This is a genomic window from Rhizobium sp. CFBP 13644 (assembly GCF_014842165.1).
Taxonomy (GTDB): Bacteria; Pseudomonadota; Alphaproteobacteria; order Rhizobiales; family Rhizobiaceae; genus Agrobacterium; species Agrobacterium tumefaciens_C.
The window spans coordinates 519,172-535,440 of the sequence record NZ_JACYVF010000001.1 but is presented as its reverse complement, the minus strand read 5'-3'; the positions used below and the strand labels follow the sequence as shown (position 1 = coordinate 535,440).

The 16,269-nt window shown below is 56.3% G+C and carries 9 protein-coding genes and 1 tRNA gene; 7 read left to right on the top strand and 3 right to left on the bottom strand.

Annotation, left to right across the window (positions count from 1 at the left end):
- Positions 1-51 precede the first annotated feature (51 nt).
- The 5 genes from IFT53_RS02540 to IFT53_RS02520 all read left to right on the top strand — a co-directional run bounded on the left by IFT53_RS02540 (position 52) and on the right by IFT53_RS02520 (position 5,669).
- The gene (locus IFT53_RS02540) at positions 52-1,470 is read left to right on the top strand and encodes a helix-turn-helix domain-containing protein (RefSeq protein ID WP_192063447.1); all 1,419 of its coding nucleotides are present in this window, start codon (positions 52-54) and stop codon (positions 1,468-1,470) included.
- A gap of 132 nt (positions 1,471-1,602) precedes the next feature.
- Positions 1,603-2,700: a polyamine ABC transporter substrate-binding protein gene (locus IFT53_RS02535; protein WP_192063448.1), complete on the top strand. Its 1,098-nt coding sequence runs from the start codon at positions 1,603-1,605 to the stop codon at positions 2,698-2,700.
- 74 nt (positions 2,701-2,774) lie between these two features.
- Positions 2,775-3,932 carry an ABC transporter ATP-binding protein gene (locus IFT53_RS02530; protein WP_192063449.1) on the top strand — a complete coding sequence of 386 codons (1,158 nt, stop codon included), beginning with the start codon at positions 2,775-2,777 and terminating at the stop codon, positions 3,930-3,932.
- A 12-nt stretch (positions 3,933-3,944) separates the two neighbouring features.
- On the top strand, positions 3,945-4,853 hold the full coding sequence (locus IFT53_RS02525; RefSeq protein WP_192063450.1) for an ABC transporter permease subunit: 909 nt from the start codon (positions 3,945-3,947) through the stop codon (positions 4,851-4,853).
- A gap of 3 nt (positions 4,854-4,856) precedes the next feature.
- Positions 4,857-5,669 (top strand): ABC transporter permease, encoded by an 813-nt coding sequence (locus IFT53_RS02520; RefSeq protein ID WP_042619078.1) that lies wholly within the window; start codon positions 4,857-4,859, stop codon positions 5,667-5,669.
- Positions 5,670-5,907: 238 nt separating this feature from the next.
- Here the strand turns inward: IFT53_RS02520 and IFT53_RS02515 are convergent, their stop codons facing one another.
- Positions 5,908-7,575 (bottom strand): ABC transporter permease, encoded by a 1,668-nt coding sequence (locus tag IFT53_RS02515; RefSeq protein ID WP_244656200.1) that lies wholly within the window; start codon positions 7,573-7,575, stop codon positions 5,908-5,910.
- A gap of 111 nt (positions 7,576-7,686) precedes the next feature.
- Positions 7,687-11,304 (bottom strand): ATP-binding protein, encoded by a 3,618-nt coding sequence (locus IFT53_RS02510; RefSeq protein ID WP_192063451.1) that lies wholly within the window; start codon positions 11,302-11,304, stop codon positions 7,687-7,689.
- A gap of 402 nt (positions 11,305-11,706) precedes the next feature.
- Here IFT53_RS02510 and IFT53_RS02505 point away from each other — a divergent pair.
- Both IFT53_RS02505 and IFT53_RS02500 read left to right on the top strand, forming a co-directional pair.
- Positions 11,707-11,783, top strand: a tRNA-His gene (locus tag IFT53_RS02505).
- Between the two features lie 621 nt (positions 11,784-12,404).
- The gene (locus IFT53_RS02500) at positions 12,405-13,430 is read left to right on the top strand and encodes a SphA family protein (protein ID WP_192063452.1); all 1,026 of its coding nucleotides are present in this window, start codon (positions 12,405-12,407) and stop codon (positions 13,428-13,430) included.
- 74 nt (positions 13,431-13,504) lie between these two features.
- On the opposite strand, the gene IFT53_RS02495 is transcribed toward IFT53_RS02500, so the two are convergent.
- A complete protein-coding gene (locus IFT53_RS02495) occupies positions 13,505-15,679 on the bottom strand; it encodes a methyl-accepting chemotaxis protein (RefSeq protein ID WP_052496905.1) in 2,175 nt (724 codons plus the stop codon).
- Positions 15,680-16,269 lie beyond the last annotated feature (590 nt).

Here is a 16,269-nt window from a genome sequence, read left to right as displayed (position 1 = left end):
TGTAAAAATGACCGGCTGCGTTATTCTGTCTGCATCACTTGCTGGGAGGCGTTGGTGGAAGCAAAGATTTTCGCAGGCGCGCGCGTGCGCCGTGTGCGTAATGGACTGGGCTTGACGCAGACGGCGATGGCGGAGGCACTGTCGATTTCGCCGTCCTATCTCAACCTCATCGAACGCAACCAACGCCCGCTGACCGTTCAGCTTCTGCTGAAACTCTCATCTGTCTACAAGGTGGATCTCGATGATCTGCAGGGCGAGAGTGGCGGCATGTCCAGCCAGCTGCGGGAAGTGTTTGCCGATCCGCTTTTGGCGGGGGAGGTGCCGTCGGGACAGGAACTGGTTGAGGTGGCGGAAGCGGCCCCCAATGTGGCGGCTGGTATCAACAAGCTCTACCGTGCCTATCGCGAGCAGGCGCAGCGCCTCAGCGACCTCTCCGATCTTCTGGCGCGGGAAGGGCACCAGACCACGCTTTCGGCAACGCGCCTGCCCATTGACGAAGTGCGGGAAATCTTTGAACGGCGGCCCGCTTTTTTTGCGCAGCTGGATGCGGCGGCGGAAGCGTTTCACGCTGCGCTGAAGCCGGGAGACGATCTGGCGCAGGCGCTGAAACTCTGGCTTCAGAAAAACCACGGCATCGTTGTGCGCACCATGCCGGTGCACGCCATGCCGAATTTGCGAAGGCGTTATGACCGCCACTCCATGCGGCTGTTTCTCTCCGAGCGCCTTTCGCCGCAGGATCAGCTGCGTGAGATGGCCATGGAAGCCTGTCTTTTGGCGCTGACGACGGAGATTGGTGTTGAGCTTGCAGACCTGCCGCTTTCCAGTGAAGAGGCGAAACGTATCGCCCGTTTCGAGCTTGCGCGTTACGCCGCCCATGCGCTGATGATGCCCTATGGCGCATATCTCGCCGCCGCACAGCGGGCGCGTTACGATATCGACATCTTGCGCGGGCGCTTCAACGTATCGTTCGAGCAGGCGGCAAGCCGCCTCGTCACTCTGGTGCGGCCGGGTGCCAGCGGCATTCCATTCTTCCTCATGGAAATCGACAGTGCCGGAAACCGTTTTCGCAAGGCAGGCGCGCTCGGCTTTCCGCAGGCCCGCTTTGGTGGGCTCTGTCCCAAGCTCAATGTCCACGCCGCGTTTTCGCAGCCGTGTCAGGTTCTGGCCGAGCAGGTGGAGATGCCGGATGGTGGTGGCTATCTGACGATTGCACGCACGCTGGAGGGGCCGCAGGCGGGCTTTGGAGAACGGCTTCGCCGCACCACAGTCATGATCGCCTGTGATGCCGCACTTGCCAAGGAAACGGTTTATGGTGACGCGGTTGGAAGCGCAGCGCTGCGGGTTGCCATCGGCCCATCCTGTCGTCTGTGTGAGAGGCAAGGCTGCCTGTCGCGTGCCGAAGCGCCGTTGACGCGGCCATTGGGGCTGGATGAGATGGTCACGGGTCTCAGCGTTTTCGATTTTCAGTGACGCATTTGAAGACAATTGTTTGAAAATGCCGCGCTGCACATTTCCCGCTTGCGGCGGCAAGTTTTCCTTTCTAGTCTCTGACAAAACAAGGGGATCACGCGCTTCCCACGGCGCGCTCAAACAGGAGTTACCATGAAACACCGTTCGCTTCGTTTCAGTCTTGCTGTTGTGGCCGCGGCGCTGGCCGCCGGCACGGCCTATGCGCAGGAAAAGGTCGTCCACGTTTACAACTGGTCCGACTATATCGAGCCTTCTCTGCTGGAAGAATTCACAAAGGAAACCGGCATCAAGGTCGTTTACGACGTTTATGATGGCAACGAGGTTCTGGAAACCAAGCTTCTGGCCGGCAATTCCGGTTATGACGTGGTTGCGCCGACATCGCCGTTCCTGGCCCGTCAGATCAAGGCTGGCGTTTACCAGAAGCTGGACAAGTCCAAGCTGCCGAACCTCAAGAACATGTGGCCTGAGATCACCACCCGTCTGGCGCAGTACGATCCCGGCAACGAATATGCCGTCAACTACATGTGGGGCACCACCGGCCTCGGTTACAACGTGGCCAAGGTCAAGGCCGCCTTGGGCGACGTGAAGATCGATAGCTGGGATGTTATCTTCAAGCCTGAAAATGCTGCAAAGCTGAAGTCATGCGGCATCAACATTCTGGATGCATCCGACGAAACCTTCGCCATTGCCATGAACTACATCGGCAAAAACCCTGACAGCAAGGAAACTGCCGATCTGGAAGCAGGCGGCGATGTCTACAAGGCCATTCGTCCTTCGGTGAAGACCTTCAATTCCTCGGCCTATATCGATGAGCTGGCCAATGGCGACAGCTGCATTACCATCGGTTGGTCTGGCGACATTCTTCAGGCCAAGGCGCGCGCTGAAGAAGCCAAGAATGGCGTGGAAGTGAACTACGTCATTCCCAAGGAAGGCACTTACATCTGGATGGATTCCTTCGTCATTCCGGCAGATGCCAAAAATGTCGATGCAGCCCACGCCTTCATCAACTTCATGATGAAGCCCGATGTTGCCGCAAAGGCATCCGACTATGTGCAATATGCCAACGGCAATCTTGCATCGCAGGCATTGATGGATGAGGCTGTTTCGAAGAACCCCGGTGTTTACCCGGACGCAGAAACAATGAAGAAGCTCTTCACCATCTCGCCTTACGGGCCAAAAGAACAGCGCGTTCTCAACCGCGTCTGGACACAGATAAAAACCGGCAGCTGACCGGGATTGGAAAAAGGGGCGGGCGCATTCCTGCCCCTTTCTCGTTCAGGCTTATAAAACAGATGGGATAATACATGGCTAAATCTCTTGGTCCGGTGAAGCGCAAATTCTCTCCATGGACAGACCCGGCCTCCGTGCCGTTCATTCGGTTTGAGAATGTGACCAAGAGATTTGGCGATTTCGTTGCCGTCGATAATCTGACGCTGGATATTTACGAGCGCGAATTCTTCTCTCTGCTGGGGCCATCGGGCTGCGGCAAGACGACATTGATGCGCATGCTGGCCGGTTTCGAAGAGCCGACCGAGGGCCGTATCCTTTTGCAGGGCAAGGATATTTCCGGTGTTCCGCCCTATAAGCGTCCCACCAATATGATGTTCCAGTCCTACGCGCTTTTCCCGCATATGTCGGTTGAGAAGAACATCGCCTTCGGGCTTGAACAGGATAATCTGCCACGGGCCGAGATCAACACCCGTGTCCAGGAAATGCTGCGCCTCGTCAAGCTCACCGAGTTTGCCAAGCGCAAGCCGAGCCAGCTTTCCGGCGGCCAGCGCCAGCGCGTGGCGCTTGCCCGCTCTCTGGCAAAGCGCCCGAAGGTTCTTCTGCTGGATGAGCCATTGGGTGCGCTGGATCGAAAGCTGCGCGAAGAAACCCAGTTCGAAATCATGGATTTGCAGCAGACGCTGGGCCTGACCTTTCTCATCGTAACGCACGATCAGGAAGAGGCCATGACTGTCTCGGACCGCATTGCCGTGATGGACAAGGGCACCGTCGTGCAGGTGGCGACGCCCGCCGAAATCTACGAAGCGCCCAATAGTCGCTACGTCGCGGATTTCATTGGCGATATCAATATTTTCGAAGCCGAGGTTAAGGATATCGCTCCGCGTGAGGGTGCGCCGGCCCATATCCGTCTTGATTGCGAAGGTCTGCCCGTTGTGGTGGAACAGGACTGCGCCGTTGCGGTCGGCGGCAAGGTTGCCTTTGCCATTCGCCCGGAAAAGGTAGGCATCTCGCTCGACCCGCCTGCGGACACGACAGTCAATGTCGGTCACGGCGAAGTCTGGGATATCGGTTATCTCGGCGATTTCTCGATCTTCATCGTCAAATTGGGTGATGGCCGCATCATGCGGGCGGCGCAAGCCAATGTGTCACGCCTCGTGGATCGACCCATCACCTTCGGGGATATGGTCTGGTTGAAGTGGAAAGCCGATTCCGGTCTGGTTCTCACCCGCTAAAGGAGGTGTCATATGGCTATCTCGTCTCCTGAAAATCGGCAGAGCCCTCTGCGTTGGCTCATCGTTGCCGTTCCCTATATCTGGCTTGCGCTGTTTTTCACCGCGCCGTTCCTGATCATCGTCAAGATATCGCTGTCCGATACGGCCATCGCCATGCCGCCCTATGTGCCGGTGTTTGATGGCTTCAGCGCCATTGGCGATTTCCTGTCGCAGCTGGATTTCGAGAATTATCTGTTCCTCACGCAGGACCCGCTTTACGTTGAAGCCTATCTGTCGTCGCTGCGGATCGCGCTGATTTCAACATTTCTCCTGCTGTTGATCGGCTACCCCATGGCGCTGGCCATGGCGCGCGCGCCTACGACCATCAGGCCAACGCTGGTCATGCTGGTGATCCTACCGTTTTGGACATCATTCCTTATCCGTGTTTACGCATGGATCGGGATTTTGAAGCCCGAGGGGTTGCTCACAGTTCTCTTCCAGACCATCGGCATTCTGGGCCCTGATGAGCAGGTCAATATCTTCCGAACAGACACATCGGTCTTTATCGGCATCGTCTATTCCTACCTGCCTTTCATGGTGCTGCCGCTCTATGCAGCCCTTGAAAAGCTGGACAATACCCTGCTAGAAGCCGCAGCCGATCTGGGTTGCCCGCCATGGAAAGCCTTCTGGAAAATCACATTCCCGCTGTCTCTGCCCGGCGTGATTGCCGGATCGATGATCTGCTTCATTCCCATAACAGGTGAATTCGTCATCCCCGATCTCTTGGGCGGCGCGGAAACGCTGATGATCGGCAAGACATTGTGGACGGAGTTCTTCGGCAACAGAGATTGGCCGCTGGCCTCGGCCGTTGCCGTGTTGTTGCTGCTGGTGCTTGTCGTGCCCATCGCCATCTTCCAGAACCAGCAGAAGAAGGTGAGCTGAGCCATGAAGCGCGGTAAATTTGACACAACCATCCTCACGCTCTGCTTTGCGTTCCTCTATATTCCGATCCTCATTCTGGTGATCTATTCCTTCAATGCCTCCAAGCTCGTCACGGTTTGGGGCGGGTTCTCGCTACACTGGTATCAGTCCATGTGGAGCAATGAGAGCCTGATGGATGCAGCTTGGATCACGCTGCGCGTGGCGCTTTTGAGCGCGACCATCGGCACGATCCTGGGAACGCTGGCAGCTCTGTCACTCACCCGCTTCACGCGGTTTCCGGGGCGGATGCTGTTTTCCGGCATGATCTACGCGCCGCTCGTCATGCCGGAGGTTATCACCGGCCTGTCCTTGCTGCTGCTGTTCGTCTCCATCGGGGTAGATCGCGGTTTCTGGACCGTCATCATCGCGCACACGACCTTCACCATGTGCTATGTGGCGATCGTGGTGCAATCGCGTCTGCTGACCTTCGACCGTAGTCTGGAAGAGGCAGCGCTCGATCTTGGCTGCCCGCCCGTCAAAACCTTCTTCCGCATCACCCTTCCGTTGATCTTGCCGGGTGTCGTTGCGGGCTGGATGCTGGCGTTTTCACTGTCGCTGGACGATCTGGTCATCGCGAGCTTTACCACGGGGCCGGGCGCAACAACGCTGCCAATCAAGATCTATTCGCAGGTGCGGTTGGGTGTGACGCCTGAGATCAATGCCATCTGCACGATCCTGATCGCCTTCGTCACCGTTGGCGTCATCTGCGCCTCGCTTGCCACCAAGCGTTCGGAATTGCAGCGGATGCGGGATCAGCACGCGGCGGCCAAAGGCTGATCGGCTTATTTGTGGCGGTTTAATGCAAATGAGCCGATTAGGATTTTGTTGTCCCTAAATGGTGTAGTGCGCTTTTAACACTTTGTTAAAGGGCAATGTCTCAAATGGTGTTTAACGTGGGTGCACTCAATGAGAGGGTGGCCGGGTCGGTGACCCAAAGACATGATGTTTGTTTATTCCTACTCTCGTTATTAGCACAAACTTTTAAAGGCAGCATTCGCTGCCTTTTTTTTCACTGTCAGTGTGCATCAGGTCCGTGGTCGAGCGACCGGGAAACGAAGAGTACGGGAATAAGTCCTGCGGCGATGATGATGAGAGCTGGGATGGAGGCATCCTGCACTTTGGAGCGCGACGCATTCTCATAGACCAATGTGGCGAGCGTGTTGAAGTTGAACGGTCGCAGCATGACGGTGGCGGGCAGTTCTTTCAGGGATTCGATGAAAACCAACAGGGCGGCGGTCACGGCGGCCGGGCGAATGTTGGGTAACAGCACATCCACCAGCGTGCGGGAGCGCGTGCGCCCGAGCGTTCTGGCGGCCATATCGACATGCGGCGAGAGCTTTTGAAAGCCCGCATCGATCGTGCCTTCCGAAAGCGTCACGAACCGCACACTATGGGCGTAAATGATGGCAAATGCCGTTCCCGAAAGCAGAAGTCCGGTCGAAATGTTGAGGTGAGCCCGCAAGAGGCCATCGAGCGCATTGTCAAAGGCTGAAAGCGGCAACAACACCCCGATGGCGAGCACCGTTCCTGGGATGCCATAACCCAGTGAGCCTACGCGACTGGCAACACGCGCAAAGGGCGATGCGTTGATGCGCTGGATATAGGCAAAAAGAAAGCCAAAGACGAGGGTGATGACAGCGGCACAAATCGACACTTCCAAACTGTGTGCCAGCGCCTTGATGAGTTTCGGATCGGCAAGCGCACCAAGCCGCTTGAGGGCATAACCCCCCAGCACCAGAACCGGGATTGCAAAACCACAGAGAACGGGCAGCAGGCAGAAGGCCGTCGCTGCCCAGCCGGTTGCTGGCGGAAGTGCCTTCAAGGCAAAGCGCTGCTTCATGGCCGTGGATTTGGCGGCGGTGAACCGCTGGCTGCTGCGCGCCTTTCTTTCGGTGATGATGAGCGCCACGACAATGAGGATGAGCACCGAGGCGATCTGTGTTGCGCCAGCCAGATTTCCTCGATTGAGCCAGGTTTCGTAGATGGCGAATGTCAGGGTACGAACGCCCAGATACTCGACCGCTCCGATATCGTTGAGCGTCTCCATCATCACAAGTGCAAGACCGATGATGATGGCGGGTCTGGCCATGGGCAGTTGCACGGTGAGGAATATTCGCAAAGGGCTTGCGCCGAGCGTTCTGGCGGCCTCCGTGGCCAGCCTGCCTTGCAGGCCAAAAGCGGCGCGCACAGATAGGTACACATAAGGGTAAAGCACCGAACTCAGCACCAGAACCGCGCCACCGAGCGATCGCACATCCGGGAACCAGTAGTCCTTGATGGATTGATAACCCAAGAGAGAGCGCAGAGCCGTCTGCACAGGGCCTGTGAAATCCAGGAACTCGCCAAATGCATAGGCAGCCAGATAAGACGGGATGGCAAGCGGCAGGACCAGCGCAAAGGATACCAGACGGCGCAGCGGAAACTCAAAGCTGCTGACGAGCCATGCGGCGATGATGCCAAAGACGGCGCAAGTAAGCCCGGTCATCACGAGAAGCGCCAGCGTTTGCACACCCACACGCGGCAGAACATTGACCAGCAAATGATGCCAGCCATCGGTGCCGCCTGTGGCCGCAATAGAAAAGATGGCAATCAAAGGCATGGAGACCATTGCCGCCAGCACCAGCGTGGCTATGGACAGCCCTGAGACGCCCGCTCTTGGCCGGAATATGCGGGAAGAGAACATCCGTGATGACGCCAATGCCTTTATTCCTTCCGACATCGGCTAAAGCCGATGCGTCGATCTAAAAATGTCTGGAGGAACGAGCCTCGCAGACATTGCTAATCCTGGAAGGGTTCAGTTCGCAAGCACGCGCTGCGAAGGAAAGCTGATTTCCACCAGCGTTCCCTCGTTGGGAGCCGATGTAATCGAGAAGTTGGCACGGTTGGCATCCACCATCGCCTTTGTCAGCGGCAGGCCAAGGCCAGTGCCATCGCCGCGAACGCGGTTGCTGGATGCTGAGACCTGACGGAATGGTTTCATCGCATGTTCCAGCTCCGTGCGGGTCATGCCGATGCCGGTATCACGAATGCGCAGAACAACGCTGCCATTGGCTTCATAGGCCGTAGAGACAACGATCTGCCCGCCCGATGGCGTGAACTTGATGGCATTCGACAGCACGTTGAGCATGATCTGCTTGATCGAGCGAAGATCGGCAACGATCTGCGGCACAGATTGCGACAGCGCAGTGCGAATGATGACCCGCTGGTTGTTCGCTTGTGGCTGCACGATGGACACGGCTTCGGCGATCGTGTCGTTCAGGGCGACCGCCTTGAAATCGACATCCATCTGGCCCGCCTCGATCTTGGAAATATCCAGCAGATCATTGACGATATCGAGCACATGCCTGCCGGAGCGACCGATGTCGTTGGAATATTCCACATAACGCGGGTGGCCGACAGGGCCGAAACGCTCCGTTGCCATCAGTTCGGCAAAGCCGATAATGGCATTCAGGGGTGTGCGGATCTCATGGCTGACGCGGGCTAGGAAATCGGTCTTGTGCGCATTTGCAGTCTCTGCGGCGCGCTTGGCGTTACGCAGATCTTCTTCCGTGCGTTTCCACTGGGTGATGTCGCGGATGACAGCGCAATAGCCGTTGGATGATTTCAGCCTGCCGATGGTCATGAACAGCGGCAGGAAACCGCCGGATGCCTCACGGCCAATGACTTCACGGCCATCGTTCAGCACGCTTGCCACGCCATTATTGGCAAGGCCCGAGAGATAATCAAGAACCGCACGCTGGCTCTCATGAGCAAACAGCATCACGAAGGGTTTGCCGGAGATTTCATCATTGTCGTAGTTGAACAAGGCATTGGCAGAACGGTTCAGCGACCTGATCGTGCCGCCTTCGTCCAGCAGAACGACACCATCCGTCGCCGTTTCCAGAATCGAATGCAGTTCCTCGACCTGGCCTTTCAGCGCAGAAACCTCGGCATCCGTGGCATCGGTTGTAGGTTGTTGAACGTCATTCTCGTTGGCGGGCAGGGGATTGGCCGCAGGCTCCTGCATCGGGATGAGAGACAGCATCAAAGCGCCCGCTTCGTCCCAGCTTACGGATTGCAGGCGTGCCTTGACCGGAATGAGTTCGTTCTCTGCGCTGACGGCCACCAAGCCGCCCGAGCGCTGCGACACGGCGTCGAGATCATCACGCTGCAACAGCGCATCAAGACCGCCAACCTCGGCCAGTTCCTCGATGGAGCCGTAGCCTGTCAGGCGCAGAAATTCCGGATTGGCATGGATCAGCCGGTCACCGCTGTGAACCAGAAGCGCGACCGGCATCTGGTCGATTGTGTCAGCATTCAGCGTAGCGATCGTGCGCGGCGCATTGTGGGTCTCAACGGGCGCATCCGCTTCAGAGGGGCGGGCTACGCTCTGTGGAGCGATGAAGGTAACGTTTTCATCACCACGCGTGTAGGCGGCGAAATCGTCGTCATCATCAGAGGACACGTCGGCAGACTGTTCACTGTTTGCTGTGAACAGCTCCTGCTGCAATGCTTCGTCTGTATTGACGGGTTCGTCATCCGATGCCGCATCATCGATAGGCTCGGGCGAAACCGCTTCATCGTGTTCCGTCTTCGTCTCGTCGGCAGCAACCGGCGTGAGGGCGCGGCCGATTTCCTGGAAGGCAGCCTGCTCGCTCGCGCTCAAGCCCTCGCGGTTTTTGGCGCGGTGATTTTCAAACTGAACGACCTTGTCAGAAGACCGGCGGTTCGGCGTCTCGGTGATCTCAAGAACAGGGACTTCAGTTTCTGGCGGATTGAAATCACGCTGCGCCTGCGGGCGTTCGTCCTCGGCAATATTCTCGTTCACAGCCTGCAAGGGAGCGGGCGCGTCTTCTGCCGCGTCATCCTCAGCGTCTGCTGGCGAAACCGGCATAACGGCCACATCATCCGTGACGGTTTCGGCCAGTTCGTCATCTGCTGGCTGCTCTTCACCCGCAAGCGCTAGGCCAACGGCGTTCGGATCTTCTACCGCGTCTGTGATGCGGACAATGCCGAAACCCCGGAAGCCATCAAACTCACGCGACCGCGTATAGGTTGGCAGGGCTGCAAGATCGATGGGAACCATCAATGATGTGCCTTCGACAGGCCAATAGATCGTCTTGCCGGACCACGTGTCGCGTCGGTTTAAAAGCTCGGTAATCTTGCCATCCGGGTCAAGGTTGAACAGGGCGGCCAGATCGGCAAAGCTCATGCCTTCGACATTGGCAGCCTTCGGCCCCACAGCATCCGCGAATTCATGCGATACGGAGCTGAACCGCCCGGCGGCATCAATCTTCCAGACGAAGCGGGATGCGCGCCGACTCGGATCGAATGTGAATCCTGCCTCATCCTCGACAGGCGATGTCGCGGCATCTTCCAGCTCGACTGTATCGGCAACGGCAATCGGTTCCGGCTCAACGTCGGCTGTCTCTGTTTCAGCCTTGCCCTCGTCCAAGACAGTCGCTTCAGTCTGGACGGCTTCTACAGCTGTGATTTCCTCTTCGGAAGGCATGACATCGACGTCAGCCTCAGCTTCAGCGATGACCGTTCCCGAGGTCGTTGTGTCAGCCTCGTCAAGCACTTGCGGCTCTAGCGCTGGCTCCAGATCGGTCATTTCAGTCGCAAGGCCGTCAACTGAGTCAGCCGGATCGGCAAAGACAGCCTCAGCAACCTCTTCCTTTGAGACGGTACCGGGAAGCTCTACATGCGGTTGGGTCGCTGCCTCTACTCTTGTCTGGGTAAACTCGGCGGAAGGATCAAGCGTGCCGATGACGGTTTCAACGACGAACAGAAGGTTGAGCTGCGGCTCTTGTGACAGTTGCCCCGCGGCGGCAGGGAGATAACCCTTGCCCGCAGGCACCGGTCTCTTGACCAGCTTGCCGGGTTGGCCAGATGCCATGGCCACAAGCGTACGTGTCGTTACGGGCGTAATGCCTAGCGCAGAAAAGCCTTGCGAAGCCGCAAGGACCTTGCTGTCGGCATCCAGCACCGCCAAGTGAATGTCAGGGTCATCGAAACCCTCAATCATCCGGCGTGCCCGCTCCTGAAGCGAAGGGACGACGGCGTCGATCGGCGCGGTAAAGAGGATTGCAGGCTGGCCGGGTTCCGGTTCGATGATCTGGGCGGTCGCCATAACCGAAACGCTTTTGAAACCGGAATGAATGCGGATATTGAACTGCCCGCTGTCTCCGGTTTTTGCAAGGCGCGCCGCCGTTGCGGCAAATTGCCGGAATGTTACATCCTGCTGCCTTGGCCCGCGCTCTAGGAAATCATAGATCATGGGCGTGCCGAACAAGGCCGCACCCCGGCCATTGGCCCAGAGCGCCGTCTGCAAATCCATTGAGAAAAGGGCCATGGCTTCGCCGCGACCGAAATGGTCACGAACGCGCTCATGGACGGCAATGTCAATAAATGGATATTGTACGGCGGGCATGTGGATACCTATTCTGGCACGACCTGACCTCACGCAACCGCAAAACCTCATCATGAGGGGTATACGGCCTGCATCGGCCCGATGTTAACAGAATCTTAAATAACTTGACAGGGTCTTTTGGTCCATCATCTGTAAGGGGAATTGCCAATTACAGTTAATGCGCCAGACTTTTAGGATCAGAACTGTACATCACATCCAATGTGTGTCGGCAGCGGCCCAAATGCAATCGACAATCGGTGTTTGCGGCCTTTCTTCCATAGGCTTTTTGCAGCTCTTGCCGACGCCTATTCGAAACATGCTTGTTTTATGACCCTTTTTTCGTAAAAATCACCGAAGGACTTGCAAAACGGAAAAACTCCCCGTATGTGAGCCCCCGTGACGCCAACACGGCGTTCGTGATGTGCGGTTGTAGCTCAGTTGGTTAGAGCGCAGGTTTGTGGCACCTGAGGTCGGAGGTTCAATTCCCCCCAACCGTACCATTTTTCCACAATATATCCAGATGTTTACGGCAAGCCGGCACATTGTGGTGCGCTGAGTTTCTAGCACTTACTATCAGCCGATAGAGTTTTCTTAATCTTGGTTGGGCGCTTCGTCGCGAACGATCATACGCTCCGGCGTCAGAGGCCGGCTGAAATCGCCAGCGTCTCGACCCCTTTTTCACCTCCCTGTCTTCTATCCACGCAGCCCGTTTTGCGCGCATGTCATCTGTGGCTTCTGATTGTGCCAATCCGTTTTCACCTCGCCAGAATGTGGTGATGAAAAGTCAACAAATGTTGGACAGGCCGCCTCCCTTCCTAAAACCATAGGGCGAGTTAGCTTCAAAAATATTAGTTAGCCTCAAGCAAGCTTATCCTCATATTTCTACTCTGGGGAATGCAACCAATGGTAATCGATTCGGCCATTGGGGATCATAGGGGAGAAAATGATAATGGCAGAAACGTAAAATCACCGTCATCAGCATAAGCCGTCATTAGCGGCTTTTCGTCTATTGCGGCGCACAATTTTTATGAAAAACAAAGCACGTGTGGCCCGATTCCTGTTCAGGTTTCGGTCGCATCGTTGCGCGTATATCTGAAACTTATAACACGCAGGGGTGTATTATGATTATGGTACCTATACTTGCATTGGGAGTACGAGAGTATGAGCCTGACCGATTGAAATCTGGCGCCATCGGCGGTCGTGACAGATCGCAGCGGCGCTCGATTTCGCTTGTGCACATTCTGGCTGGCGCCTGTGTTGCCGGTGTGAGCGGCATGGCTTCCTCCAGCATGGCAGCAGAGCCGGGGGCAATGAACTGGGGGCCTGGCGCCCCGGGCACTTATTTTGGCGCGTTGCCACCTGTTCCCGGCATATTTCTGCTGAACAAGACCGGCTATCTGACGGCCAGCGAGTACAATGGTCCAGATGGAAACAGAGACCCGCTGTTTGATCTCGACCAGAAGGCGGCGGTGAGCGTGTCGAGAATTATGGGTGTGTGGCCGGTTGATCTGGATGGCTGGCGTTTCGCAACCCAGGTAGTGATCCCTTATGCTTACAATAACACCGACTTTGACAACATTCCGGTATCCGGCGAGGTCGATGGCTTCGGCAATCTGGGGGCTGTTCAAATCGCGAACTACACGTTCGGGCACTTTCATAATATTGGCGGCGCCATTGGCTATGCTGCGCATACGTCGAGCTACAAAACGTCACGGCAGATTAATGTCCAGAATGGGTACTCTACCGCCGATGTCTCCGTGCACTACAACTACTTTGATCCAACCGGCCTGGATTTCGGTGTCATGGCTGGTTATCACCGCAACAATCGCAACGAAGATACGGATTATCTTTCCGGCGATCTGTTCGCCACGGACTTCAAGCTCACCTATGCCGTTACGGATAAACTGAAAATTGGTGGCTATGGTGGTTTTCTCGTTCAGATCGAGGACGACAAGATCGGCTCGACTACCATCGCGAACAGGCGTTTCAGGGGCTTAAATCTTGGCCCGACCGTGATGTATGATCTTGGCCACTCCACGGTTTCTCTCAGCTACCAGTTCTCGGTGCTAGCGGAGAACGCACCGAAGGCCAATGCGGTGTGGCTATCGCTCTCCACGCCACTCTATGTGCCCAAGCCGAAAATCTGACGGTTGAATGCTTCTCTCCCCCACAGGCCGCGCTCTAAAAGCAGCAAAGCCTGTGGGGAAGAAAATCGTGTCATTCAAGCCGCAGCATACATGCTGGATCTGTTGCTGCCGCGGCCCGTATGTGCGCCGGTGGCCTCGGTTTTGAACTGGCTGAGAAGATCGGCAAGTTTCGTGGCTTCCTGGGCAAGGCCAGCACTGGCAGCGTTCATCTCCTCCACCATCGCGGCACCCTGCTGGGTTGCCTGATCCATGTGGTTGACAGCGGTGCTGACCTGCGTCAGTCCCGATGACTGATCCTGTGCCGCAGCGGAAATGGCATCCATGTGCTGATTGATGGATTGTACCACTTCGGCAATCGCATTGAGGCCCTGGCCCGTATCTCCCACCAGCTTGACGCCTTCTGTGACGGCACTGTTGGAGTTGCTGATCAAGGCCTTGATTTCGCGGGCGGCATGCGCCGAGCGTTGGGCAAGTTCGCGAACTTCCTGTGCCACGACAGCAAATCCTTTGCCTGCCTCGCCAGCGCGGGCGGCTTCAACACCGGCATTCAGCGCCAGAAGATTGGTCTGGAAGGCGATTTCGTCGATCACGCCGATGATCTGGCCAATCTGACCGGACGCCTGTTCAATCCGCTCCATGGCCGAAACCGCGTTGCCCACCACCTCGCTGGAATGTCCGGCATTACCACGCGCCTCGCGAACAAGGTCGCGCGCTTCGTTGGTGCGTGTCGATGTTGACTTCACGTTGGTGGTGATTTCTTCCAGCGCTGCAGCTGTTTCTTCGAGCGACGCGGCCTGTTGTTCGGTCCGGCGCGCCAGATTGTCGGCGGCATGGGAAATTTCACCGCTACCGGCCTTCACGGCACTTGCCGACTGACCCACAGCCACCAGAACATCACGCAGCTGGTTGACGGACACGTTAAAGTCCTGGCGAAGAGCCTCAAACTGTGGCGCAAACTGCTCGCGGATTTCGCAATTCATGTCACCGCTTGCCAATTGGCGCAGACCGGCTGCCAGCGAGCCCGTGGCCCTGTTGAGGCGATCTTCCGCTTCCGCTTCGGCGCGTCGCTGCACCTCCTCGCGCTCGGCTTCATTGCGCTTGCGGGTTTCTTCGGCTTCGGCTTCCAGTTGGCGCGTTCGAATGGCGCCCTGGCGGAACACTTCAACACTGCGTGCAATGCTGCCGAACTGATCTTGACGGGTGGAGAAGGGAATGGGGGCTTCAGTTTTGCCCTCAGCCAGTTCTCCCATGCGCAGTTCTATCACCCGGATAATTCCGGACACGGTGCGCATGACGACGATACAGAGAATGATAACCAGAACCGTGACGAGCAAAGCAATGACGCTGCCCTCAATGAAATCGGAGTAAAGTGCGTCCTTGCGGGCTTGCGCGGCGGCATTCAATGCTATCCCGGTTTTTGCAATCATCTCGAAGCGTGTGCGAGTGGCTGCATTGGCAGCTTCGCCGAACTGAGCCATCGAAATAGTCGTCGGGCCTTTAGGTGCGTTCACCGCCATATCTTTGGCGAGGGCGTCCAGCATTTTACCCTGATCGCTTTTTTGAAAAGCTTCGAACGAAGCAATAATATCGGCTGGAAGAAACGCCCGCATCGTGACGCCATAGATCTGTTTCAATTCGCGGGCATGAGACAGAAGATTGACCAACGGTCCGCCGATGCCTTCCTCACCGAGATAGCTCCTTGCTACGACACCCTCGATCAGGCTGCCGTCGTTCACCTGCATCAGGGCATGGTAGCCATCAATGAAGCGAGCGAGATCAAGGTCGCCGATGGTCGCGCTGGACCGCGCAATCAGGGAAATGCTGTTTCCAACGATTGGCTGAAGGACTGCCACCTCTTCCGAGAGGTTGGGTGCGTTATTGTCAAGCTTCGCCCGAAATCCGTTGATACGATCCTTCCGTTCCATAACAAAGCTAACGGCGGCATCAATGGCAGGATCGACTTTGCCAAGCGTCTTCCAGTCATCATATGCCTGTTTCAACGCAACCAAAGCATCATCTGTTTCCTTGCGTTTCTGCGCCAGCTTATCAGGTGGCGCGACGCCCTCGGAAGGCAGAACGACTGCAATGGCGGCCCCGGCATTGGCCAGTCGCTGCACGACCAGCTGCTTTTCCAGGTTCACATATCGGTTATAGCTAGTCCACACTGAGGAAATGCTCAGGAAAAGGAAAGCAGCCAGTGGCGCAAATGCAATTAAATAAAGAAGGCTACGAAGGCTGAAGTTTTTCACGGTTTTCTCCAGTGAGACACCCGGGGAGGAAAATCTCCCCATGAACGGGTGAAAGAAATTTGAACCTACATGCAATAAAGTTGAGGCAGACCGTTTCATCGTGGTGAAATGGCGCTTCCGGCTCGTCCAATCCGCCAGCTTGATCCCTCAAAACTGGACGACGGCGGCCTGTTGCAAGCCTGATGGCTTTCCCAATCTCAAACAGCACATTGAAAGTGCGTAGGCTGTCCCACAGGTCGCAAAGCCACCTGCCGACTCAACAGCGCACACGAATTAATCCTTCTCAACTATGAGTATATGCGATGTCAGGTTAAAGAAAATCTAATGTAGTTTTAAGTAGAGTTTGATTTTAAGGGAAATCTCGAAGTTCGGCACAATGCAGTCTCGGCCTTGAACTGATATGGGGCGGTGGCGGCAGATTGGAGAGGCGCCCCTATTTTCTGTCGTATTTTTAAATTACCTTGGGTTGAGTGAATATAAGCCGTCGGAAAGAACACTGCGTCGACAGGCGTCAAACAGGCACATTTATATCCGTAAATATGGATTATTGTCCGCTGATGATCGTCGATATACAACTTGAAAGAGTTAAG